The sequence below is a fragment of the Desulfoferrobacter suflitae genome, assembly GCF_022603395.1.
GTDB classification, from domain to species: domain Bacteria; phylum Desulfobacterota; class Syntrophobacteria; order Syntrophobacterales; family Syntrophobacteraceae; genus Desulfoferrobacter; species Desulfoferrobacter suflitae.
Genome location: NZ_JAIBKA010000002.1, coordinates 588,272 through 611,323, shown reverse-complemented (window position 1 = coordinate 611,323; position 23,052 = coordinate 588,272). Strand labels below are relative to the sequence as shown.

Here is a 23,052-nt window from a genome sequence, read left to right as displayed (position 1 = left end):
AACCCAACTTAGTATATCCAGGCGGCCTTTTGTTGTCAACTTCTTTTTTTCTTGACTGTTTTTACCGCCGCCGAAAGTTCTGGGTATGTATCAAACCCCGTTGGAGCCGTCAAGCCTTAAATTCATTTAAATGGATTTTTTATGCGCTGCGAACGCAATGAATCTTCTTCTTTCCGGCTTTCAGCATGATGCCCTCTTCAGTCAGGTGGGCCGCTCCGACCGGTGCGTCGAATTGCCTCACCCGCTCATCGTTCACATACGCACCACCCTGCTGAATGAGCCGCCTGGCCGCGCTTCTGGAGCTACACAGCCCGACCTCAAAGAACAGCTGAAAAGCCGGTATGCCATCCCTCAGTCTCTCCCTACTCAGCAACGTAGTCGGCACAGCCTCGACTTTTTGCTCAATGGTCCGTGGGATCGTGCTCGAGGGAAGCAGATCTTGCGGCAGCAGCCTCTGCCCGAACACTCCCGTCGCCCCCTCGTAAGCAGCCCTGGCCTGCCGCACGCCATGCGTCAGCGCAGTCACTTCGTAGGCAAGAATTGTCTTGCAAGCATTGAGTTCCTGTCCCTCAAGGCCTTGCACTCTCTCCACCTCCTCCAGGGGGAGGAAGGTATAGAGCTTCAGAAAGCGCTCGACATCCCGATCATCCGTATTCACCCAGTATTGAAAAAAGTCGAACGGGGATGTCTTCTCGGAGCTTAACCAAATGGCACCAGAGGCGGTTTTTCCCATTTTAGCCCCGGACGCGGTCGTCGTCAGAGGAAACGTAATGCCGAAAGCGATGTCCTTTTTCTTGCGACGTATCAGGTCTATGCCTGCGACGATATTGCCCCACTGATCGTTGCCGCCCATCTGCACAAAGCAATCATAATGCTTGGCCAGGTAATAGAAATCATAAGCCTGGAGGAGCATGTAATTGAATTCTATAAAGTTGAGCCCGGTTTCAAGACGCAGCTTATAACTTTCCGCCGCCAGCATGCGATTCACACTGAAATGCTTACCGATATCCCTCAAAAACTCTATATATCCAAGGGATAGCAGCCACTCTGCATTATTCACCAGCAGTGCTCTTCCAGCGGAAAAATCCAGGAACTGCGAGAGCTGTTTTTTGAGGGCTGCCACATTGCCCTCAATTTGCTTGATATCGAGCAGCTTCCTCATCTCGGTTTTGCCACTGGGATCTCCGACCAAACCCGTACCTCCTCCGACCAGTACAATGGGGCGATGTCCATGGCGCTGCATGTGCACAAGGGCGAGTATCGGCACCAGACTTCCTATGTGGAGGCTGTCAGCGGTGGGGTCAAATCCAATATAGCATGTTCTCGGTTGCTCCAAGTGCTCTTTGATTGCTTCGGGATCCGTCGATTGGGCCACAAAGCCTCTCGAATCCAACACCTCATATACGTTAGCCAGTTCAGGCAAGACTCTCCTCCTTCCGTACCTTCAGCACCTGGACCAGATCCATCCCTATCTTGCGTATTCAACAGCTCTGGTCTCGCGGATAACCGTAACCTTTATTTGCCCGGGATAGCTCAACTCACTCTCTATCTTCTTGGCAATATCGCGACTCAAAAGGACAACCTCGGAGTCACTGACCATGTCACTTTCAACAATGATTCGCAGCTCTCTTCCAGCTTGGATGGCGTACGCTTTGTTGATGCCGGAGAAAGAAGAGGCAATCCTTTCCAGATCCTCAAGGCGCCGGACGTAAGTCTCCAGGAGCTCCTTGCGGGCGCCGGGCCTTGCACCCGAAAGGGCGTCAGCCGCCTGAACAAGAATTGCCAAGATGTCTTCTGCCGGCACATCTTCATGATGCGCAGCGATTGAATGCACAATCACATGGGACTCGCCGTACCTTTTGGCCAGGTCAGCTCCTATGATGGCATGCGGGCCTTCCATTTCGTGATCTATCGCCTTGCCTATGTCATGCAGCAGCCCTGCACGCTTGGCGTGTTTTTCATTAAGGCCCAATTCCGCGGCCATTATTCCGCAAAGAAACGCCACTTCCCGGGAATGCTGGAGAACATTTTGGGCATAGCTGGTGCGGTACTTCAGTTTCCCCAGAAGCTTTATGATCTCGGGATGAATTCCGTGGACCCCCACATCAAAAGCGGCTTGTTCGCCGGCTTCCCGGATTGAATTTTCCACTTCCAAATTGACCTTTTCAACGATTTCCTCAATCCGTGCCGGATGAATACGACCATCGGATATGAGTCGCTCCAAGGACACCCGCGCGACTTCACGCCGAATTGGATTGTACCCCGACAGAATCACCGCCTCCGGAGTATCGTCAATGATCAGATCGATGCCGGTCGACGCCTCTATTGCCCGAATGTTCCTACCTTCACGCCCAATAATCCTGCCCTTCATTTCCTCATTTGGCAGGTTCACCACTGAGACGGTTTTTTCAGCAACGTAATCCCCGGCATATCTTTGGATAGCCAACGCTATGATGTTCTTTGCCTTCTTATCCGATGTCTCACGCGCCTCCGTCTCAATCTTTTTGACCATCAGTGCAGCTTCATGCCGTGCTTCGTTTTCGACCATTCGAATGAGCATTTCCTTCGCCTCCTGTGAAGAAATTCCCGAGAGATTTTCCAAACGCCTCCTCTGCTCATCCATAATCGCATCGAGCTCTTTTTCCTTATCGCCAATCTCCTTTTCCTGCTGCAAAATGAGCTTCTCTCTTTTGCCGATGGTCGTCTCTCGCTTATCCAACGCTTCGGATTTCTTATCGAGGTTTTCTTCCTTCTGCAGCAGCCTCTTTTCCAGATTTTGAAATTCTTTTCTACTCTCTTTGCTTTCGCGCTCGAACTCGGCCTTCATCTGGAAAAGGGTATCCTTGGCTTGCAGGATTGCTTCCTTTTTGATGGTTTCGGCTTCTTTGCGCGCCTCGGCGATTACACTGGCGGCCTGCTCCCGTGTTTGTCTATTTCTTTTTTCCACCCAGTACTGCCGGCAGGCAATTCCCAGGCCAACCCCTCCCAATAAACCGACCAAAAAAACTACGGCACCAGAAACATAGCCCATCACCATCTATTCCTTTCTTTCAGAACACCATGCCGACTCGAACGATTTGTTCAAACGAGTTCAGCAAATCCGTCTGTCTTCTCTTCATGCACAGAAAAACCGACTGCCCACGATGACGGGAATCCCCAAAATGTGCGATCCCACCCCCGGTATTACCACTTTGATCCGGCTCGCAAGGCTGACACACAGACCTTCCCAGCTATCCCGCGGACTCAGCATCGAGCCGCAAGCCCCGAGCAGGTTTCCGGTATTGGCTTTTGATGGATGAAATTAGATGGCTTGACAATACGATAGGTGATTGAACTTCAAGGAAAAGCTCGCATGGAAGGTAAATGCATGGGCTAGACCAGTATTCGCTTTCAAAGCCCCCGCTTTGTGCCGTGTCGGTGGTCGGTCTTGAACCGAATAATAAAAAGTGGGTGCTCCGTTACGCCTTTAGGCAATTCATGATTCTGACTTGCACACCGGCGCAAGAGAGAGCTCCCCGTTTAGTTGCTGTTGGATCAGGCACTTTCCACCAATCACGAACACCGCAGGGGCGAAAACGGCACTTGACTAAGAACACCGGATAAACTGCCTTCTTAAAGAACTCTTTGCCCTTTTGATAGTAACAAAACCTTCAACAAGGGCAGGGATCAACTAGCATCAAATACATTATAAAGCCATACGCAATACTGACAACAGGAATTAACATTTTGTCTACGGAGGCCACGAAACGTAACAGTTTATCCAGAGTCCAACCCACGCCACAGTCATAGAGCACGACTATATCAGCTACACTGAGCTTTTCCGTGCGATATTTTCAAAGCCGCAACGGTTCTTTTGTTTGCCGGTTTTGCACCTTCTATAAGAGCCCGGCGCGCAGCTTGATCAACACTATTCAATCGACAAGCACCTAAAATCACATCAAAATCCACTAACGAGAGCATTTTACTCAGAAAAAATGACATAAGTCAAGGTGAATCTCTGAATCGTCCCATGCTACTCCACGGTAACACTTTTGGCCAGATTTCGCGGCTGATCCACATCAGTTCCGCGCAACGCAGCAATGTGATATGCGAGCAATTGCAGGGGTAACGTGAAAAGCAGGGGACTTAGCCACGGAGAAGCCTCGGGGAGGACCAGCTGATCGTCCTCCCCCCCGACTTTCGCGTCTGATTCCCTTTCGATCAAAGCAATTATCTGCCCGCCTCTAGCTCTCACCTCTTGCACGTTGCTCAGAATCTTCTCGTACAGCGCTCCGCGCTGCATCAACACAACAACAGGCATGTCCTCATCGATCAGCGCAATGGGGCCGTGCTTCATTTCCCCTGCGGCGTATCCCTCCGCATGAATATAGGAAATTTCCTTGAGTTTCAGTGCCCCCTCGAGAGCAATCGGATATAAAATGCCTCGCGCCAGGTACAGGAAGTCTTTTGCATGCATGTATTGCCGCGCCCAGTCTTCTACCTTAGCACACCCGCTCAGGACCGCTTCCATCTTGCCCGGTATTTCAAGAAGCTCCCGAATATGTATTGAAAGCTCCTCCTGCGGCATTCTTCCAAGGGAATACGCCAGCTGGAGACTCAGTAGGTACAAGGCAACCAATTGGGTAGTAAAAGCTTTGGTGGAGGCTACGCCGATCTCTGGGCCAGCGTGGGTGTAAATCACTCCTGAAGACATGCGCGCAAGTGTGCTGCCCACTACATTCACAATGGCTCGGCACAACGCTCCCTTGTCAAGCCCCTCCTGAAGCGCAGCCCTGGTGTCTGCCGTTTCACCTGACTGACTAATAACTATCAGCAACGTTCTGTCCGTCATCAAAGGTGCGCGATAGCGAAACTCCGACGCCAAATCCACTTCCACTGGTATCTTGCACATATTCTCGATCATGTATTTGGCCGTCAGGCCGGCATGATATGAGGTTCCACAAGCAATGAGAAACACCTTCTCAATATCGGCAATCTGTCCCTTGGACAACCGCAGGTCCGGCAGGCAAACCTGCACCTTGTCGAAGTCCAGGGCACTCCTGAAGGTATCGATAACCGCTCGCGGCTGCTCATAGATCTCCTTGAGCATAAAGTGCTTATAACCGGCCTTTTCGGCCATCACCGGATTCCAGTCGATCTGGTGTATGTTTGGTTCCCGCCGCCCTCTGTCCAGACTCTCAATGACAAATCCCTCTCTGGAAGCGCACACAATATCACCATCATCAAGGTAGACTACCTCCCGGGTGTAGGGCAAAATTGCGGGAACATCGGAAGCCAGAAAATATTCGCCTCTTCCCAACCCCAGAATCAACGGGCTCTCCTTGCGCGCAGCAATCAACTCATGGGGGCGTTTCTCGTTGAGAAAAACCACGGCATAACTCCCGCGCAACTGACGCAAAGTGTCCACAACGCATTGCAGGTAGTCTTTTCCCAGGTTCCACTCCCGCTCGACCAGCTTGACTATGACCTCCGTATCCGTCTCCGATGAAAACGCACAACCCTCCTGCTCCAAAGCACTCTTGAGGTCCGCATAGTTTTCGATAATCCCGTTATGAACCACCACAAAGGGCCCGGAACGATGCGGATGAGCGTTGTCGTCCGAGGGCTTGCCATGGGTAGCCCAACGGGTGTGGGCGATGCCCGTGGCGCCGGCCAGAGGATGCCTCTGCAAGCGCTCTTCAAGCGCAGCAATCTTGCCCTGACAGCGCACCACCTGAAGTTCTTGCTGCTCACCCACAACGGCAATCCCGGCACTGTCATACCCACGGTACTCAAGTCTTTTGAGCCCCTCGAGCAGAATGCTTACACCGTCTCTTGCCCCCACAAACCCAACAATGCCGCACATTCTTCCACTCCTTTACAGCTGCGCTCCACCCGGTCAAAAAGCGATACAATAGTGCCACTCCGTACCAGTCACCATAGCACTGCCAATCCGGCACAATAAAAAAACCCTTCCATCCGGAAGGGTTTTTTTATCTCATGTCGGCTGAATCAAGTCAAAGCTTAGCGTCGTTCGGCCACCCTCAGCCGTGCCAAAGCCCTCTGCAACGCCGCCTGAGCGCGCACAAACTCCAACCGGTCCTTTGCTTCGGCCAACCTGCGCTCTGCCCTTTCTCTTGCGGCCTTAGCCCGAATGACATCGATTTCGGTAGCTTCTTCCGCAGCAGTCGCAAGAATCGTCACCCGATCGGGCAAGACTTCAGCATAGCCCCCCATGATGGAAACATAACGCGCGGCACCGCCAACCCGAAAGCGCAGCTCTCCTACTTTGATTTTTGTGAGAAACGGGATGTGATTCGGCAACACGCCAAATTCCCCCTCTTCTCCGGGAGCGACAACAATATCAACCTGTTCGCTCAAAACCTTCTTTTCAGGTGTAACCACTTCTAGTAAGATTTTCTCCGCCATATGCTCACCATTCTCTATTCGCCAGACATTTGCTTGGCCTTCTCAACTGCTTCCTCTATCCCGCCAACCATGTAAAAGGCTTGCTCGGGGATCTCGTCGTGTTTGCCCTCGCAAATTTCTTTGAAACCCCTGATGGTGTCTTCCATCTTGACGTATTTGCCAGCAACACCGGTAAACGTCTCCGCCACATGGAAGGGCTGCGACAGAAAACGCTGTATCTTGCGAGCCCGGGCAACGGTCAGTTTATCTTCATCGGACAGTTCATCCATTCCAAGGATGGCAATGATGTCCTGCAGATCCTTATACTTTTGCAGTATCTGTTGAACTTCCCGAGCGGTACCATAGTGCTCTTCCCCGAGCACATTGGGGTCGAGGATGCGGGACGTCGAGTCCAGCGGGTCAACCGCAGGATAAATTCCTAATTCGGCGATTTGCCGTGACAAAACCACGGTACCGTCAAGGTGAGCAAAAGTCGTCGCAGGGGCGGGGTCGGTCAAGTCATCCGCGGGAACGTAGACACACTGGACCGACGTGATCGATCCTTTGGTCGTCGATGTGATGCGCTCCTGCAACTCACCAAGGTCCGTACCGAGGGTAGGTTGATATCCGACCGCCGAAGGCATACGTCCAAGCAACGCAGACACCTCTGCACCGGCCTGAGTGAAGCGGAAAATATTATCAATGAACAGCAGAACGTCCTGCCCTTCAACATCACGGAAATATTCGGCCACGGTGAGAGCCGACAGGGCCACTCTGGCCCGCGCTCCCGGCGGCTCGGTCATCTGTCCGTAAACCAGACCGGCACGCGGAAGAACACCGGAATCCTTCATTTCATGATACAGATCGTTCCCTTCACGAGTCCTCTCACCAACGCCGGCAAACACTGATATACCACCGTGCTCCATAGCGATATTGTGAATCATCTCCATCATAACGACCGTCTTGCCAACGCCGGCACCGCCAAACATGCCCATTTTGCCGCCGCGCGGAAACGGTACCAGCAGGTCTATAACCTTGACTCCGGTCTCCAGTACATTGACCGACGTATCCTGCTCCGTAAACGCGGGAGCACCACGGTGGATAGGCATGTAGGTTTCAGCGTCGACTGGTCCCAAACCATCCACGGTTCTACCCACAACGTTCAAGACGCGCCCCAAAACGGGCTTGCCGACGGGCATCTGAATGGGCTTCCCGGTATCCTTGACCAGCATTCCACGAACCAAGCCATCGGTCAGATCCATTCCGATAGTGCGGACAACATTGTCGCCTAAATGCTGAGCGACCTCGAGCACCAAATTGTCCTCCGCATCGCTCAAACCGGGGTTGCTCACCAGGAGGGCCGTCAACAAGGCGGGAAGCTTCCCTTCCTCAAACTCGACGTCCACAACGTTACCGATTACCTGTACGATTTTCCCCATATTCATGGGCTAATTACCTCCTTGAGAAACTCGGGTGGCACCTACTTTTTGAGTGCCTCGGCACCACCAACAATGTCCATGAGCTCTTTCGTAATTCCTGCCTGCCGCGCCTTGTTGTATGTCAAGGTCAAATCCTTAACCAGTTCCTTGCAGTTGTTTGTAGCGTTCTCCATTGCGGCCATACGGGCAGCGTGCTCACTAACCGCCGTCTGGTAGAGCGCTTCAAGAATCTGGATGTAAACATAGTTGGGAAGCAGGTCGGTCAACAACGCCTCATGCGAGGGTTCAAACAGATATTCAACCGCCTCCTCCGGACCCTCCTCAATCTGGCTGGATTCAACCGGCAATAGTTTGATCAAGGTCGGCTGCTGTCTGACCATGCTCACGAAATGACTATAGATGACATAAACCTCATCGCAGTCACGATTTTCGAAAAGTCCTATCAGCTCCTGCCCAAGACTGAAGGCATCGTCGTAGCTGGGCTTATTCAACAGTCCGGTGAGCCGACTGCGCACTGCGTATTTGCGCCGTCTGAAATAATCGGCTCCTTTTCTCCCGCCAGCGGTCAAGGAGACTTCGAGCCCCTCAGCGAGCTTCTCCTGAATAAACCTTTCTGCCTTGACAATCAGGCCGTTGTTAAAGCTGCCGCAAAGACCTCTATCCGCCGTCACAAGGACCAGCTCGATCTTCTTGACTTCCTCGCGCGCATTCAGCAGTTCGTAGGAAGCACGTTCTTCAACACCGCCTGCGACGCGTTGAATCACTTCCCGGAACTTGCCCGCATATGGATTAAACTTCTCCATATTCTGCTGGGCTCCACGCAATTTTGCTGCGGCCACCATATTCATGGCCTTGGTGATTTGTGAGGTCTTCTTGACGGCGTCGATCTTTCGCTTGATATCTCTTAAGGTTGCCATAATGCAATCTCTCTTTCCCTATGAGTCACTTTTTGACGCCTAACCCGCAAACACCTCGGCAAACTCTTGGAGTGCCTTCTTCATCTTTTCATCAAGGCTGTCGCCAATGACTTTTTCTTCCTTGAGCTCAGTAAGAATCTCGGGATACTTGCGCTCGATAAACGCCAGCATCTGGGTTTCGTATTCACCGACCCGTTCAACCGGCACCGAGTCAATGAATCCTCTGGTCGCGGCGTACAGGGACATGACCTCGTTTTCGGCCGACATCGGCTGGTATTGGGGCTGTTTCAGCAGCTCTACCAGGCGCATACCACGATTCAACTGGGCTTGAGTGGACTTGTCCAGGTCACTGCCGAATTTGGCAAATGCTTCCAGCTCCCGATACTGGGCAAGATCCAGACGCAATCGGCCGGCAACCTGCTTCATGGCCTTGGTCTGAGCGGCACCACCCACGCGCGAAACGGATAAGCCGACGTTAATGGCGGGGCGTACGCCTGCGAAGAACAAACTGGGCTCGAGGTAGATCTGACCGTCGGTGATCGAAATAACGTTGGTGGGAATGTAAGCTGACACATCGCCGGCTTGTGTTTCAATGATGGGGAGAGCCGTCAGAGAACCGGCGCCCAACTCGTCGTTGAGCTTGGCGGAACGTTCCAGAAGCCGCGAATGGTTGTAAAAGATGTCACCAGGATAAGCTTCGCGAGCCGGAGGCCGGCGCAGCAGCAGTGACACCTGGCGGTAGGCAACCGCTTGCTTAGAAAGGTCATCGTAGATGATCAACGCGTGCTTGCCGCGGTCACGGTAATATTCGCCCATTGCGGTACCGGCATAAGGGGCGATGTATTGCAGAGGTGCGGGGTCGCTGGCACACGCCGCAACGACAATGGTGTATTCCATTGCACCATGTTTTCGCAGGGTCTCAACGACCTGCGCTACAGTGGACTTCTTTTGCCCAACCGCGACATAGATGCAGATAATGCCGCTATCCTTCTGATTGATGATCGCGTCAACGCCGATAGCAGTCTTCCCAATTTGGCGGTCACCAATGATCAGCTCGCGCTGTCCGCGGCCGATGGGGGTCATGGCATCGATTGCCTTCAGGCCCGTATACATGGGCTCGTTAACCGATTGCCGCGCAATTACGCCGGGCGCGATCACTTCAAGACGAGAGGTCTCTTTGGCTTGAATAGGCTCTTTGCCATCGAGCGGGTTGCCAACGGGGTCCACTACGCGGCCCAGCACTTCGTCACCCACCGGTACCTCTGCAATGCGGCCGGTGCGTCTGACTTCGCCGCCTTCCTTGATGTGGACATCCTCACCCATGATGGCAACACCCACATTGTCCTCTTCCAGGTTCAGGGCCAGCCCGTAGATGATTCCATGCTCGGTAGGGAACTCCAGCAATTCCATCGACATGCATTTTTCCACGCCATAAACGCGAGCAATACCGTCACCAACAGAAAGCACGCGCCCGGTTTCGCTGAGCTCAACCTTCTTCTCGTAATCCTTGATCTGCTCTTTAATGATTTGACTGATTTCTTCTGCTCTGATTTCCATTAACCTAACTCACCCCTTTTCAAAGATTCCTTGATGTTTGATAACTGTCTCCGCACGCTCCCATCTAAGACTAAATCGCCAATCTGTGCGAGCACGCCGCCGATCAATTCGGGGTCCTGCTCGAACTCGACGGCGATCTTTTTTCCTGTCATGCTTTCAAGACTGGACGCAATTTCCTGAATTGCATGGTCGTCCAGAGGTGTTGCGGCCTTGATCTTTGCGCGAGCTATGTTGGCGTGTTCATCTATGAGCTTGTGATAATATTCGCTTATGTCGCTCAAGTGCTGGACGCGCTTCTTCTCCACCAGCAGATTGATAAAGCTGCGCATGACCTGAGCCATTTGAGCCTTATCTGCTACCGTGTGAAAAATACTCTTCCTGACAGCCTCCGGATACAAAGGGTTTTGAACGGCATCCGCCAGCTCTGGAAGCTCCCCCAAAAGCCGCACAAGATCATTCAGCTCTCGCCCATACTGTTCGACCTGCCCATCCTCCAGCGCCAGATTGAACAGAGCTTTGGCATAACGTTTGGCTATTACTAAGTTTCTCACTTCGCCTCCACCACCTTTGTCATGAAGTCCCGGACTAAACGCTCTTGATCGTCAGACTGCATATTCTTGCGCAATATCTCTTCCGCTGCAGTCACAGAGAGCTCGCCAACCTCTTTCTGCAGACTGTCCTTGGCAGCCTTTATTTCCTGCTGGATTGACAGATCTGCTTGCTCCTTGATATAGGCGGCTTGCCGTTCGGCCGCCTCCAATATCTTTGCTCGTTCCATCTCGCCTTCTTGAACATATTCGGAAACAATCTTCTGGGTTTCCTCCTCCAAGGCGGCCAACTTGGCTTTATATTCAGCACACTTCTGCTCGGCCTCCTGCTTTTTCAGCTCTAAGTCCGCCAGCATCTTCTGGATATCTTCACGCCTTGAAGCAAAGTATTTCGCCATTGGCTTCTTCAGTAGCTTGATCAGGATCGCGGCCATGATCGCAAAATTCATCACGCGGAAAAGAAAATCTTTCCAATTCAGTTCGTGACCGTGACCTCCCGCCTCAGCCGCAAGCGCTAACCCCTGCAGACCGAGGAGCAACCCGGCAATGAGCACAGTAGACAAATAGCCCCTCTTCATTTTGCTCACCCTTACGTCCTCTTTGTCCATCAAATACTCCTTCCCAAGATCTTCTGGGCCAAATCCATCGCAAAGGCCTGGACTTGCGACCTCAATTGTTCCCGTGCAGCACCTATCTCCGCTTGAACTTTGCTGCGCATTTCCTGCACTTTTTCACCAGCCTGCTCCCCAGCCTTCTGCAACAGATCCTTTTCATACTGGTAAGCAGCATCCTTCAGATCCTGAACTTTTCTTCGTCCGAGATCGCGGGCCGCCTGAATTCGGTCCTCGAACTCCTGGCCGGCAGCCACGGCTTCCGCGTCCGCTTGGGAAATTTGTTGTTCCTGTTCGCTGATGTGCTCGTTTCTCTGAGCAACGAGCCGACGAATCGGGCGATACAAAATAATGTTCATGGCAAAAAGTAGGATGAAAAAATTCACCATCTGGACGAAAAGCGTAGCATCAATGTTGATCATTTTACTCTTCCTCGCTCCCAAATCGTTCTACTAAGGCGGTAAGATAACAGCCCGGGCCCAGGTATTGATTTGCCGCCCTCCCACAGCCGTTGGACTCCCCGTTCAGCAGGGTCGCCGCGGTGACGGCAATAAAGACGTTTAGCATCGACCTCTTAGCACAAGTTGAATGGGTTCGCAAGGGAAAAGTAAAAAAAATCACAAATTGAAATGGCGCGCCGAAGCACCCCGCAAATCATTGAGATTGGAACACATAGCGCCGCATGCTCACGTTTTCTATGATCCCGATAGCGAAGCATAAGGTTACCAGCGACGAACCGCCATAGCTCACAAAGGGGAGGGGGATGCCCACGACGGGAAGCACTCCTATCACCATACCGATATTGATCAACACCTGCCACATGATGAGCGCGGTCATACCCACCACCAGCAAGGAGCCGAATCGGTCTTTGGACCTGCGCGCTACCCGCAGGGCCAGGAACACCAGCAGGGCAAACAATAGCAGCAGTACAAAGCACCCAGCGAAACCCCATTCTTCAGCCCACACGGAAAAAATGAAGTCGGTGTGCTTTTCGGGCAAGAAATGCAGTTTGTTCTGGGTTCCGTTGAGGAAGCCTTTACCCCAGGTCATTCCAGATCCTATGGCAATCTTTGATTGCCGGATGTGATATCCGGCTCCAAGAGGATCCAGATCCGGGCGGAGCAGGATGAGAATTCGCGTCTTCTGATAAGGCTTCAGAACATGATGCCAGATGGGCCAGATGAGCGGCACGAAGCCCAGGGCACTGATCAATATGTAGCGCCAGCGAATTCCCATGAAAAAGATCAGAGTGGCGGATATGGTGATCACACAGATGGCAGTCCCCAAATCGGGCTCAAGCAGGATCAAGACGATAGGAGCACCCGTCAAAAGGGCAGGAATAATCAGCTTACCAAAGCTGGGAAATGGCGCTATGTCCTGCGAGGAAAAATAGCTCGCCAACTGAATCACGATGACCCCTTTCATGAATTCAGAGGGCTGCAGTTGAAAACCCCCGAAATCAAGCCATCGCTTTGATCCATTGACCTCTTTGCCAACCAACAACACGGCAACCAACAACAGCAAAGCCAATAGATATATCCATATGCTGAGCGACTTGAGGCGGTCGTAGTCAATCAACAAAGTGCCAAATAAGACGGTCAGTCCCAGTGAAATCCATACGATTTGTTTTATGAAGAGGTTATGTGTCGGATTTGCCTGAATCTGTGGATAAAGAGCGCTGTATAGACTCAGCAGGCCTATCGACAAGATGCTCAGCAGAGTCCAGATGATCCACCAGTCGAAGTTCTCAACTAACCGCCTGTCCATCATAGAGGCATTTCCTCACATTGCCAGGTCAACAAACGCTGCTTGGCCGACACACATCCATTGGAACTAGGGCCCTGGCTGCTCCATCTTCTTCCCGAGGTAGGCAAGAATCACCTGCTGCACCAAAGGTGCGGCAACGGATGATCCATGTCCACCATGTTCAACCAAAGCGCTCACCACGATCTGCGGGTTGTCGGCGGGTGCATAACCCACGAACCAGGCATGATCCTGCTCTTTTTCTTTGGCATTTTTGGCAGCCAGTTTTCGGTTGACTCCATCGGCCAAACGAACCACCTGGGCGGTACCGGTTTTTCCGGCTATCAGAATGGCAGGCGCCTTGATGCCATGGGCCGTTCCCCTGCCTTCCTCGACAACCCCCAGAAGAGCTTTCTGCACGGTTTCAAAATGCCTTCCCTCGATCTGTATGGTAGTTTTCAAATTGCTCTTTATCTCATCGACTTCTTCCAGATTGCTGCCCTCGATCCTGCGCACCACATAAGGCTGCCACAGTTTCCCGCCGTTGGCGATGGCTGCATAGGCCAAAGCCATTTGCAGAGGTGTTGTCAGGTCGAAGCCTTGACCAATGGCAATAGATAAGGTTTCACCCTTTTGCCAGGGAACGCCGATGGCCTGCTTTTTCCACCAGGAAGTCGGGATTAACCCGGCATTTTCCCCCGGCAGTCCTATTTCCGTTTTCTGGCCCAAACCAAATAGGCGGGCATATTGGGCAATCTTGTCCACACCCAAACGCAGTCCCGTCTGGTAAAAATAGGTGTCACATGATTGCACAATGGCGTTATGCATGTTCATGGAGCCATGCCCCCGATCCCTCCAACAACGATATTTGCGATTAACAAAATAATAGTAGCCGGGGCAGTAGACAGCAGATCCGGGGCTCATGATTCCTTCCTGCAAGGCAGCCAGTGCGACGATAGGCTTGTAGGTCGAACCAGGGGGGTAGGCTGCCCCAAATGCTCTGTTAAGCAGCGGATGGTCAGGATCACGACTCAACTTTCGCCATTCTTCCGATGTCAATCCCCTCACGAATTGTTCCTGGTCGAAACTGGGCTTGCTTGCCAGCGCCAAAACTGCCCCGTTTCTCGGATCGAGCGCCACAATGGAACCAACTTTGTCCTGGAGGCAGGCTTCAGCCGTTTTTTGCAGCTCGACATCCACCGTCAGCCACAGATTTCTGCCGGGAATAGGCAGGGCTTCATCCAGCAGTCGCATTCTCCTGCCGACTGCATCGACCTCAACCTGTCGCCCCCCTCTCTTACCGTGCAGGTATTTCTCGAAGGCCTTCTCGATTCCGAATTTGCCGACATTTTCTCCGGCATAGTAGTCTTGATATGCTTCGCTGTTCAATTCGCTTTCGGTTATTTCGCTCAAATACCCAATCAGGTGGGCTGCCGTTCCATTCCACTTATATTCCCTCTTGGGCTCCAGTTGCACCATCACTCCCGGCAACCTGATCCGTTGCGCTTCAATCTTTGCCAGGCAATCTCGATCCACATCCGCCAGGAGCCGAATTGGAACAAATTTGGGGATATTCTTGCTCGCCTCAAGGACACCCAAAAAATCCTCAGGATTCTTGCCGCAGAATTGGGCGACATCCTGTATGATTCGATTTATGTCTGCAACATCTTCTCTCACTAATAAAAGGTGGTAGGCCGGGCGATTCTCAACCAAAGGGGTGCCGTTTCGATCAAAAATGATGCCTCTAGGTGCGGAAATGTCTTCCAGCCTGATGCGGTTGTTTTCTGACTGATAGCGATATCTGGCCCCCTGCAGAACCTGCAGGTGCCAAACCCGCAATGTATAGACCAGCAAGACCAGAAGCATGACTCCAATGAGTAACAGGTACTGCTTCTGGAAGATGGCGGTTTCGGTCGCCTCCCAGTTGACCAGGTGCAGGTTCTCATTTTCATTGCTTTTCGCATCATTTGCGTTGGGAACAAACACTATTCTGTTCGTTTTTAGAGATTTCACGGCCGAATCCTGAAGAGTATTGCTGCTTCGCTTATACGACGGACCTGCGGCCATCGCTGACGGGGTATATGATAAACGGAGAGAGCAGCATGATAAAAAGGCTTCGTACTAACAAATCCTGCCAAATTGCGGATACTCCTATGAGGCTGTGCGGTTCAATCAATAAAAACAGCCCCAAAACAAGAGACTGCCCGGTTGCACAAATCCCCACAAGCAGCATCTGATACAAAGGATTTTGCAGTTCAAATTTTTCTGACGCAGCATAGACCAAACAAACCGCCACCACGTAAGATCCCACATGAAATCCCCAGAATTTTCCGGCAAAGTTGTCCACCACAAACCCCCAGAGGAAAGCCCAGGCAAGACTTGCGAGGGGCGGCCAGATTGTGGCAATACCAAACATCAAAGGCAGGAATAAGTCCGCTCGCATGGCAGGATAAGACATTTGCGAAATCCACAGAGATTGGAGAAACAAGAGGAAGAGAGTGTAAGCAAATACCAGCAGGAATTGCTGCATCTTCGATTTGTTGTTGAGGGATCGCAAAGTCATTTCCCCTTATTCCGTCGATGTAAAATCGTTTGGAACCGGGGTTTCACGTTTTATGATCAGCACCTCTTCAAGGGCGGCGAGTCGTACCAAGGGTTTGACCTCGATTTTCTGAAAGAGGTCCACGGGATCCTTGAAGATACCCTGGACAGTGCCCAACCTGAGACCTTTGCCGAAAATTCCATCCTTGCCCGAGGTGATGATCAGGTCCCCAACCTGCACATCCAGATTGCCGCGAACGTATTTCAGGATACAACCGGTTGCATCCTTTCCGCTCAAAATGCCGCGCACCCGATTGCGCTGAATTATGGCATCAACGGAACTACCAGGATCGGTAATGAGCAACACCCGCGAGTAGCGATCCGACACATCGAGAATACGTCCAACTACGCCTTCGTCATTAACCACAGCCATGTCCGGCCCAATTCCGTCCTTAAAACCCTTATCCACAATCAACGTCTGAAACCAGCCGGTCAAATCGTGCAGGACAACCTGAGCCGGAATCGCCTCCGCCCTAATGGTGTTTTTAAAATCGAGCAAACGCCGCAGGCGCAGATTTTCAATATACGCTTCCTTGTAGTCGGTAACCGTCCTCTGCGATTCATTGACCTGGTCCCGCAAAATCTGGTTTTCATGCCGCAGATTCTTTAGCCAGACATATTCTTTTACCACGTTTTCCACGGAGGAAGTGACGTATCCCAGCGCTTCGACCGCTGGACTGAGTGATTCTATGACAACACGCTGAAAAACATCCATTTGAACAGGGGGCCTGAAATTGAGCGAAAAGATATAAAGGAACAGACTGAACAGGACCAAAAGGAACAAAGCACCCCGTAATTTGCGCAGCCACTCCATCATAGCCTCGAGTTCCCCCGGCTGATGCGAACCTTAAATAATACATCCTTTAATTTTGACTCATCCATAGGGTCAATTCACATCGTAGCTTAAAGGAGATTACGGCCCAGAATTTCAGTTCGGCAATAGAACAACGCCGCCCGGACAAAGGGCGAAACCGGCAAGAGCGAGCCGCTGGTACTGTGCGCCCACTTCATCGTGTGGATCGCATCACCGTGTCTATTTCGCTCGCGACATTCTCACTAAATAAATTCGATCCATAAAAAGAGCGTGGACCACCCAGGTTAGCTCAATACATCCTTTAAAATCTCAATTTCCTCCAAAGCCTTGCCGGAACCGAGCACCACCGTCGAAAGAGGATCTTCTGTCAGTGTGATGGGCAAACCCGTCTCCAGACGCAGCAGATGATCCAGCCGTTTGAGTAATGCTCCTCCGCCGGTGAGCACAATACCCCGGTCGACTATGTCGGCGGCAAGCTCAGGCGGGGTCTGCTCCAATGCAATTTTTATGGTCTCCACGATGGTATCGATCTGCTCCTGAATCGACTCGCGCACCTCATCAGAATTGATTTCCACTGTCTTGGGGATTCCACTCACCAGATCTCGGCCTTTGATCATCATTTGATCAACTTCTTCGGACGGATAAGCATTGCCCAGAGTCGTTTTGATCAGCTCCGCTGTGCGCTCCCCGATCAATAAATTATATTTTCTTTTAATGTGTTGCAGGACCGCCAAATCCATCTTGTCTCCACCCACGCGAACCGAGCGACTGTACACGATCCCGGCAAGTGATATGACAGCTACTTCGGTTGTCCCGCCACCGATATCTACAATCATGTTACAAACCGGCTCGGTGATTGGTAATCCAGCTCCGATGGCTGCCGCCATGGGCTCTTCTATGAGATACACTTCTCTCGCCCCTGCGGACTCGGCCGATTCCCGGACGGCCCTCTTCTCCACCTGGGTAACCCCCGACGGGACACACACGATGATTCGCGGCCGGACCAAGCCTCGACGATTGTGCACTTTTCTAATGAAATAGCGAATCATCGCTTCAGCCACTTCAAAGTCGGCAATTACGCCGTCTTTCATCGGACGAATGGCAACAATGTGACCCGGGGTTCTACCCAACATCATCTTAGCATCTTTTCCAACCGCGACCACGCGATTGGAGCCTCGCCCGTCTTTTCGAACAGCCACAACCGAGGGCTCGCAAAGCACGATGCCTTTGCTCTTGACATAAACGAGGGTGTTGGCTGTTCCAAGATCAATGGCCAAGTCGTTGGAAAACCAGCCCAGTATACGATTAAATACCATCGGGCAATTTTTCTCCTTTCAGCAGATTCTTAAAGGATTACTTACATAGCACGGAGACTCTGCATCTTCAATGATTAAGTCGCCCGGGATCGAGACCGTTCAGTTTTTATCGAGGGGCATCACATGTGCCGGGAGGCCCGCCGACAAATTTATCAACGAGCACAGCAGTCGCACCCTGGCATGATTCAGTTCAATCCCATGGGAATCACCTCTTGTAAATGATGCAAAACATTTCTGCAGGGAGAGGAGTATGCGAAGTAAATGAGATATGGCCGCATGGATAAACATGGCCGTCAATTGGGTCAAATGATAGCAGGCCAAGTTGGCAAAATCGCAAAATCGAATCGCAACATATGCTTGACACTGTGTGGTCGGATCGATTATCAAAGATGGTTTGTGTTTGCATTTACTATAATGATCGAATAAAGTTCGTGCTTTTCGGTCAGACTTACCATTTTGACGAGGTGAAGAAAATGAAAAGGACTTTTCAGCCGAGTAATCGCAAAAGAAAGCGCACCCACGGATTTTTGGTCCGTATGTCAACCCGGGCGGGCAGAGCGGTCATCAGCAAACGCAGATCCAAAGGCCGCAAGCGTCTTGCCGTCTGATTCGTGCCTCATTGCGCACCAGGTGCTTGCCAGAAAAACATTTGAGGCGACAGCGGAAGGACCATTGAAAGGTGCATACCGGTTTCGACCCCGCGAGCGGCTGCTGACATCCAGGCAATACCATCATGTGAAGAAACAAGGGCGACATGTGAGAACCGCCCACTTTGGAGTCAATTACGTCTATAATCGCCTGCCTTTCCATCGGCTGGGGCTGGTGGTTCAAAAACGGTTTTGGAACGCTGTGCAGAGAAACCGGATGAAGAGACGTCTGCGCGAGTGGTTTCGACTCCACAAGGAACACATCTCCCTTCCAGGAAAAGACATTGTGATCGTAGCCAGGCCAGGAGCTGAACGGTTGAGCGGGCAGGATATATCTGGGGAACTGGGAAAAGTATTGTACCGTGGGGATGACTCCCAGCGATGATGAGATCTATTCTGCTATCACTCATCCGCTTCTATCAGTTTGCTATTTCTCCGCTATTGGGGCCTCATTGCCGTTTCCTTCCCACTTGCTCTCAATATACCTATGAGGCAATCCAGTTGCACGGCCCCATTAAAGGATTGCTCATGGGTGCATGGCGACTGGCACGATGCCATCCTCTCGGATCCGGCGGATACGATCCCGTAGTGAAACCGAACGAACAAAAGATTTTGGGATAATACGGAGTACACCTGTATGGAAAAAAGGGCTTTGGTAGCTTTTGTTTTGTCACTTGCGGTGCTGCTTTTTTGGGAGCTATATTTTGGAGGTCTTTACCGAACGCCTCCCAGCCAACCCAAAGAAGAAATGCAAACCGTTCCCTCCACAACCGCGCCGGCCCAAACTGCAACATCGCCCCAGGTGCTGCCGGAATCACTTCCCACAGACCGTCTGGCGCTGTCGAATCAAAGTTTGCAGAACTGGCGGATCGATACCAACTTGTATGAAATGAAACTGGTAGCACCGGGTGCCCGCCTCGCCTCTTTTCAGCTGCGAGATTACCGTCAGGCAGTGACTCCGGCTTCCCCCCCAATGGACATGGTGACCACCCAGACGTCGGGTTATCTGCCCTTTGCCGTCGACCTGGTCCATCACTCCAACCTGGAATTGGCTACCCGCCCTTACGCAAGTAATGCTCCGGAGCGGATCCCGTTTTCCGCTTCCGCTCAGTCGCAGCAACCCATATCTTTTTCCGCCATCGCTCCGGGGCAAGTCAAATTGACAAAGACTCTCAACCCGATCCCCGGAACTTACGTGGTCGATGCATCAATTCGAATCGAGAACTTGTCGTCGGAGAGACTGGAGGACCAGCTCGGGATCAGCTTCTATTTCGAACCGTATGAAAAGGCCAGTGAAACCGCCTACAATCAATCTCAGCTTACACTCTTCAAGGATGGGTCGCTGCAATACCACCCGGCAAAAGACCTCAGTAAAGAAGAATTTCTGTTCGTCCCACCCATGGACTGGATCGGCTATGAAAACAGTTACTTCATACAAGCCATCATTCCCATGGAAAAGGACGGATATCAGTTAGTTCCCCGCGTTCTTGATGAAAACAGAGGCCTGGTTCAACTGGTTTATCTGACCAATCCGTTCCAGTTGGAGGCGGGTGAAGCAAAAACTTACCAGTTGCGGCTTTATTTGGGACCAAAGGAAGAGGGCAATTTAGCAAAAGCGGGCAACAACCTTTCGCGAGCTCTGGATTTCGGCTGGTTTACTTTTCTTGCCAAGCCCCTGCTGGTGGTTTTGCGCTGGTTCTACAAATACACCCACAACTATGGGATCGCGATCATTCTGCTGACGGTTGTCATCAAAATCATCTTCTGGCCGCTGACTCAGAAAAGTTACAAGTCCATGCAGGTCATGAAGAAAATCCAACCAAAGATCGCTCAAGTGCGGGAAAAGTATAAAAATGACCGGGAAAAGCTCAATCAGGAACTGATGATGCTCTACCGCACCTATAAAGTAAACCCGCTCGGCGGCTGTCTACCTATGGTGCTGCAGATCCCGGTTTTCTTTGCTTTGTACCGGATGCTCTACGGCGCCATCGAATTGCGACATAAACCCTTTATGTTGTGGATCAACGACCTTACCGCTCCAGATCGCCTTCACATAGGAATTGACATCCCGTACCTGGGGGGAATACCGGTACTTACGCTTCTCATGGGGGCATCCATGTTCATTCAGCAGAAGATGACCCCTACCGGCGGCGACCCCCGGCAAGAAAAAATGATGTTGCTTATGCCGGTTATTTTTACCGTTTTCTTTATAAACTTTCCTTCGGGTCTTGTGTTATATTGGTTGGTGAACAATGTGTTGTCCATCGTGCAGCAGTACTGGATCAATCGTAGTGCATAGGTCGCATCTCCCCCACCCAATGCGCCACAAGCTGCTCAGTTCGGAAAGTTAACGGAGGAGAGCATGTCAACTCTGGAAATTGAAGAAAAATCAGTCGAGGACGCCATCTCTTTGGCCTGTGAAAAACTAAAGCTACCCCCGGAAAAGCTGGAGATAGAAGTCCTATCCAAGGGTTCTTCAGGCATTTTTGGAATAGTCGGAGCCAAGAAGGCCAGAATTAGAGTGAGCGCGAAGGAGCTTCCCGCCGAAGCCGCCCGAGAACGTGCCAAGGAGATCCTCTCCGAAATTCTCAAACACGTCGATTTGCCCACCGTAGTAGAGTCTGAGAGCAAAAACGGCCACATCTACCTGAATATCATCAGCAATGGCTCCGGACTTCTAATAGGGAAAAGGGGCAAGACGCTGCAAGCGCTGCAATATTTAGTCTCCAAAATTGTCCAGAAGGAAACCGGCGAGAATGTGTCGATCATCGTAGATACCGAAAACTATCGATCCAAGCGTGAAGACAGCCTCACTGAGCTCGCCCAGCAATTATGCGAGAAGGTAAAGAAATCTCGCCGTCCCTTGACGACGGGGCCAATGAACGCCCAGGATCGGCGCATCATTCACCTTGCATTGAAGGAAGATCAGGACGTCCGAACCAAGAGCAAAGGCGAAGGAAACCTCAGAAGGGTGGTGATTTATCCAGTGAAAAAAGGAAAAAAGTCACATAAGACGGTGCCCGGCGAGGAAAACACGAGGGAATGATCGAGACAATGCTGCTGCGCGATGGATTTTGAGCTGACCGACGATACGATCTCTGCCATAGCGACCCCAATTGGGCAGGGAGGAATAGGGATCGTCAAGATAAGCGGGACAGAAGCCCTATCGATTGCGAAAAGAATCTTCCGACCCCGAAAATCCGTTCATGCCTATGAAACTCACAAACTCTACCATGGCTGGATCGTAGAACCCGAGACCCAAGAGGTGGTTGACGAGGTGCTCCTGAGTTACATGGCCGGCCCTCGCACCTACACTCGCGAGGACATGGTTGAAATCAACTGCCACAGTGGCTTCATGGTATTGAACCGCATTATGGAGTTCGTGCTGCAAAGTGGTGCACGCCTTGCAGAGCCTGGGGAATTCACGCGGCGGGCTTTTTTGAATGGCCGGATTGACTTGTCTCAAGCTGAAGCCGTAGCAGACCTTATCCACTCGCGATCCCAGCAAAGCCTACTTGCCGCAGCGCGTCATTTGAGCGGAGATTTTAGAAGCCAAATTGACGAATTGCGGGATAAACTCTGGCAACTGCAGAGCGAAATCGAGGCTTTTATTGATTTCGGCAACGACTTGGATGAGGGCGAAGCAAACATCGAATCTGTAAAGTTGCTTCTCACAATGGAGGAATCGCTAATCCGTCCCCTCGGCCAAATTCTTGCCTGCTATGAAACTGGGCGCCTCCTGCGTGAGGGCCTCACACTGGTCCTGGTTGGCAAACCAAATGTGGGGAAGTCTTCCCTGTTAAACGTCCTGCTTGGCAAAGACCGGGCTATCGTGACATCAATGCCGGGAACTACGAGGGACATTATTGAAGACAGTTTTCGGTTGTCGGGGGTCTTGATCAGAATCTTGGATACCGCGGGTATCCGCATGAAACCCGATTCAATTGAATCCATGGGGATCCAAAGAACCCTCTCTGCGGTTGCCGAAGCCGATATAATCCTGTGGCTGATGGATCAGAGCCAACCGCTGAGCGAAGAGGATGATCAAGTTTTCCAAGCGGTTTCCGGGAAGTCCTATATGATATTGTTAAATAAGTGTGACCTTCCACCCCGGCTGAGCGTGGAAGACATCAGGACCCGCTATGATCGGGCTGTACCCGTGCTGAGAATATCCGTTTTCAACCGCGGCGACATCGAAGGGTTACAAAACTTTTTGAGAGATCGTTTCCTCGCAACACCACTCGCTGAAAATCGTTCTGCTTTAATCCCGAATATGCGCCAGAAGGAATGTTGTGAGCGATCTCTGGAAGCGTTGCAACGAGGCAGGAAACTATTGCAGACGGGCAGCTATAACGAACTGGTGAGTTTGGAGATTGAGACGGCGAGGAAACATCTGAATGCTGTGCTCGGCCTGGAGGTAGACCAGGATCTGTTAGACGGCATCTTCTCCCGTTTCTGTATTGGCAAATGAG

At 51.6% G+C, this 23,052-nt stretch carries 21 protein-coding genes and 1 other RNA gene; 6 read left to right on the top strand and 16 right to left on the bottom strand.

Features of this window, described 5'->3' with window-relative positions; all coding sequences use genetic code 11:
• Positions 1-139: 139 nt before the first annotated feature.
• The 16 genes from tyrS to K1V27_RS05450 all read right to left on the bottom strand — a co-directional run bounded on the left by tyrS (position 140) and on the right by K1V27_RS05450 (position 17,933).
• Positions 140-1,414 (bottom strand): tyrosine--tRNA ligase, encoded by a 1,275-nt coding sequence (gene tyrS, locus K1V27_RS05525; protein ID WP_353740532.1) that lies wholly within the window; start codon positions 1,412-1,414, stop codon positions 140-142.
• Between the two features lie 54 nt (positions 1,415-1,468).
• Complete coding sequence (gene rny, locus K1V27_RS05520; protein ID WP_353740519.1) at positions 1,469-3,037, bottom strand: ribonuclease Y; 1,569 nt, start codon at positions 3,035-3,037, stop codon at positions 1,469-1,471.
• 355 nt (positions 3,038-3,392) lie between these two features.
• Positions 3,393-3,573: non-coding RNA, 6S RNA (gene ssrS / locus K1V27_RS05515), on the bottom strand.
• Between the two features lie 439 nt (positions 3,574-4,012).
• A complete protein-coding gene (glmS, locus tag K1V27_RS05510; RefSeq protein WP_258928565.1) occupies positions 4,013-5,845 on the bottom strand; it encodes a glutamine--fructose-6-phosphate transaminase (isomerizing) in 1,833 nt (610 codons plus the stop codon).
• Positions 5,846-6,003: 158 nt separating this feature from the next.
• Positions 6,004-6,408 (bottom strand): F0F1 ATP synthase subunit epsilon, encoded by a 405-nt coding sequence (locus tag K1V27_RS05505; RefSeq protein WP_258928564.1) that lies wholly within the window; start codon positions 6,406-6,408, stop codon positions 6,004-6,006.
• A gap of 14 nt (positions 6,409-6,422) precedes the next feature.
• Positions 6,423-7,832, bottom strand: a complete 1,410-nt coding sequence (gene atpD, locus K1V27_RS05500) for a F0F1 ATP synthase subunit beta (RefSeq protein ID WP_258928563.1) — start codon at positions 7,830-7,832, stop codon at positions 6,423-6,425.
• 35 nt (positions 7,833-7,867) lie between these two features.
• Positions 7,868-8,743 carry an ATP synthase F1 subunit gamma gene (gene atpG / locus K1V27_RS05495; RefSeq protein WP_258928562.1) on the bottom strand — a complete coding sequence of 292 codons (876 nt, stop codon included), beginning with the start codon at positions 8,741-8,743 and terminating at the stop codon, positions 7,868-7,870.
• Between the two features lie 39 nt (positions 8,744-8,782).
• A complete protein-coding gene (atpA, locus tag K1V27_RS05490; RefSeq protein WP_258928561.1) occupies positions 8,783-10,300 on the bottom strand; it encodes a F0F1 ATP synthase subunit alpha in 1,518 nt (505 codons plus the stop codon).
• Positions 10,300-10,851 (bottom strand): ATP synthase F1 subunit delta, encoded by a 552-nt coding sequence (gene atpH / locus K1V27_RS05485; RefSeq protein WP_258928560.1) that lies wholly within the window; start codon positions 10,849-10,851, stop codon positions 10,300-10,302. Before atpH ends, atpA begins: the two co-directional genes overlap by 1 nt.
• Positions 10,848-11,402 (bottom strand): F0F1 ATP synthase subunit B, encoded by a 555-nt coding sequence (gene atpF, locus K1V27_RS05480; RefSeq protein ID WP_258928559.1) that lies wholly within the window; start codon positions 11,400-11,402, stop codon positions 10,848-10,850. The genes atpH and atpF overlap by 4 nt, the downstream gene beginning before the upstream one ends.
• Before the next feature lie 53 nt (positions 11,403-11,455).
• A complete protein-coding gene (locus tag K1V27_RS05475) occupies positions 11,456-11,881 on the bottom strand; it encodes a F0F1 ATP synthase subunit B (protein ID WP_258928558.1) in 426 nt (141 codons plus the stop codon).
• Between the two features lie 232 nt (positions 11,882-12,113).
• A complete protein-coding gene (rodA, locus tag K1V27_RS05470) occupies positions 12,114-13,229 on the bottom strand; it encodes a rod shape-determining protein RodA (protein WP_258928557.1) in 1,116 nt (371 codons plus the stop codon).
• A 63-nt stretch (positions 13,230-13,292) separates the two neighbouring features.
• Entirely contained in the window at positions 13,293-15,215 is a 1,923-nt protein-coding gene (mrdA, locus tag K1V27_RS05465) for a penicillin-binding protein 2 (protein WP_258928556.1), read from the bottom strand.
• A gap of 31 nt (positions 15,216-15,246) precedes the next feature.
• Positions 15,247-15,765, bottom strand: a complete 519-nt coding sequence (locus K1V27_RS05460; protein WP_258928554.1) for a rod shape-determining protein MreD — start codon at positions 15,763-15,765, stop codon at positions 15,247-15,249.
• A gap of 6 nt (positions 15,766-15,771) precedes the next feature.
• Complete coding sequence (mreC, locus tag K1V27_RS05455) at positions 15,772-16,620, bottom strand: rod shape-determining protein MreC (RefSeq protein WP_258928552.1); 849 nt, start codon at positions 16,618-16,620, stop codon at positions 15,772-15,774.
• A gap of 281 nt (positions 16,621-16,901) precedes the next feature.
• On the bottom strand, positions 16,902-17,933 hold the full coding sequence (locus K1V27_RS05450) for a rod shape-determining protein (protein WP_258928551.1): 1,032 nt from the start codon (positions 17,931-17,933) through the stop codon (positions 16,902-16,904).
• Positions 17,934-18,406: 473 nt separating this feature from the next.
• On the opposite strand from K1V27_RS05450, the gene rpmH reads away from it, so the two are divergent.
• The 6 genes from rpmH to mnmE all read left to right on the top strand — a co-directional run bounded on the left by rpmH (position 18,407) and on the right by mnmE (position 23,051).
• Positions 18,407-18,541 (top strand): 50S ribosomal protein L34, encoded by a 135-nt coding sequence (gene rpmH, locus K1V27_RS05445; protein WP_258928550.1) that lies wholly within the window; start codon positions 18,407-18,409, stop codon positions 18,539-18,541.
• A 64-nt stretch (positions 18,542-18,605) separates the two neighbouring features.
• Entirely contained in the window at positions 18,606-18,965 is a 360-nt protein-coding gene (gene rnpA, locus K1V27_RS05440) for a ribonuclease P protein component (protein ID WP_258928549.1), read from the top strand.
• Positions 18,962-19,201 carry a membrane protein insertion efficiency factor YidD gene (gene yidD / locus K1V27_RS05435; protein ID WP_258928548.1) on the top strand — a complete coding sequence of 80 codons (240 nt, stop codon included), beginning with the start codon at positions 18,962-18,964 and terminating at the stop codon, positions 19,199-19,201. Before rnpA ends, yidD begins: the two co-directional genes overlap by 4 nt.
• Positions 19,202-19,217: 16 nt before the next feature.
• The gene (gene yidC, locus K1V27_RS05430) at positions 19,218-20,879 is read left to right on the top strand and encodes a membrane protein insertase YidC (protein ID WP_258928547.1); all 1,662 of its coding nucleotides are present in this window, start codon (positions 19,218-19,220) and stop codon (positions 20,877-20,879) included.
• 63 nt (positions 20,880-20,942) lie between these two features.
• Complete coding sequence (jag, locus tag K1V27_RS05425; RefSeq protein WP_258928546.1) at positions 20,943-21,626, top strand: RNA-binding cell elongation regulator Jag/EloR; 684 nt, start codon at positions 20,943-20,945, stop codon at positions 21,624-21,626.
• Positions 21,627-21,647: 21 nt separating this feature from the next.
• Positions 21,648-23,051, top strand: a complete 1,404-nt coding sequence (gene mnmE, locus K1V27_RS05420; protein ID WP_258928545.1) for a tRNA uridine-5-carboxymethylaminomethyl(34) synthesis GTPase MnmE — start codon at positions 21,648-21,650, stop codon at positions 23,049-23,051.
• Position 23,052 lies beyond the last annotated feature (1 nt).

Coding starts and splice junctions, on each gene's coding strand:
- rny (WP_353740519.1), bottom strand. CDS start 3,037: ATGGTGATGGGCTATGTTTCTGGTGCCGTAGTTTTTTTGGTCGGTTTA.
- glmS (WP_258928565.1), bottom strand. CDS start 5,845: ATGTGCGGCATTGTTGGGTTTGTGGGGGCAAGAGACGGTGTAAGCATT.
- K1V27_RS05505 (WP_258928564.1), bottom strand. CDS start 6,408: ATGGCGGAGAAAATCTTACTAGAAGTGGTTACACCTGAAAAGAAGGTT.
- atpD (WP_258928563.1), bottom strand. CDS start 7,832: ATGAATATGGGGAAAATCGTACAGGTAATCGGTAACGTTGTGGACGTC.
- atpG (WP_258928562.1), bottom strand. CDS start 8,743: ATGGCAACCTTAAGAGATATCAAGCGAAAGATCGACGCCGTCAAGAAG.
- atpA (WP_258928561.1), bottom strand. CDS start 10,300: ATGGAAATCAGAGCAGAAGAAATCAGTCAAATCATTAAAGAGCAGATC.
- K1V27_RS05475 (WP_258928558.1), bottom strand. CDS start 11,881: ATGATCAACATTGATGCTACGCTTTTCGTCCAGATGGTGAATTTTTTC.
- rodA (WP_258928557.1), bottom strand. CDS start 13,229: ATGATGGACAGGCGGTTAGTTGAGAACTTCGACTGGTGGATCATCTGG.
- K1V27_RS05460 (WP_258928554.1), bottom strand. CDS start 15,765: ATGACTTTGCGATCCCTCAACAACAAATCGAAGATGCAGCAATTCCTG.
- mreC (WP_258928552.1), bottom strand. CDS start 16,620: ATGATGGAGTGGCTGCGCAAATTACGGGGTGCTTTGTTCCTTTTGGTC.
- K1V27_RS05450 (WP_258928551.1), bottom strand. CDS start 17,933: ATGGTATTTAATCGTATACTGGGCTGGTTTTCCAACGACTTGGCCATT.
- rpmH (WP_258928550.1), top strand. CDS start 18,407: ATGAAAAGGACTTTTCAGCCGAGTAATCGCAAAAGAAAGCGCACCCAC.
- yidD (WP_258928548.1), top strand. CDS start 18,962: ATGATGAGATCTATTCTGCTATCACTCATCCGCTTCTATCAGTTTGCT.
- yidC (WP_258928547.1), top strand. CDS start 19,218: ATGGAAAAAAGGGCTTTGGTAGCTTTTGTTTTGTCACTTGCGGTGCTG.
- jag (WP_258928546.1), top strand. CDS start 20,943: ATGTCAACTCTGGAAATTGAAGAAAAATCAGTCGAGGACGCCATCTCT.
- mnmE (WP_258928545.1), top strand. CDS start 21,648: ATGGATTTTGAGCTGACCGACGATACGATCTCTGCCATAGCGACCCCA.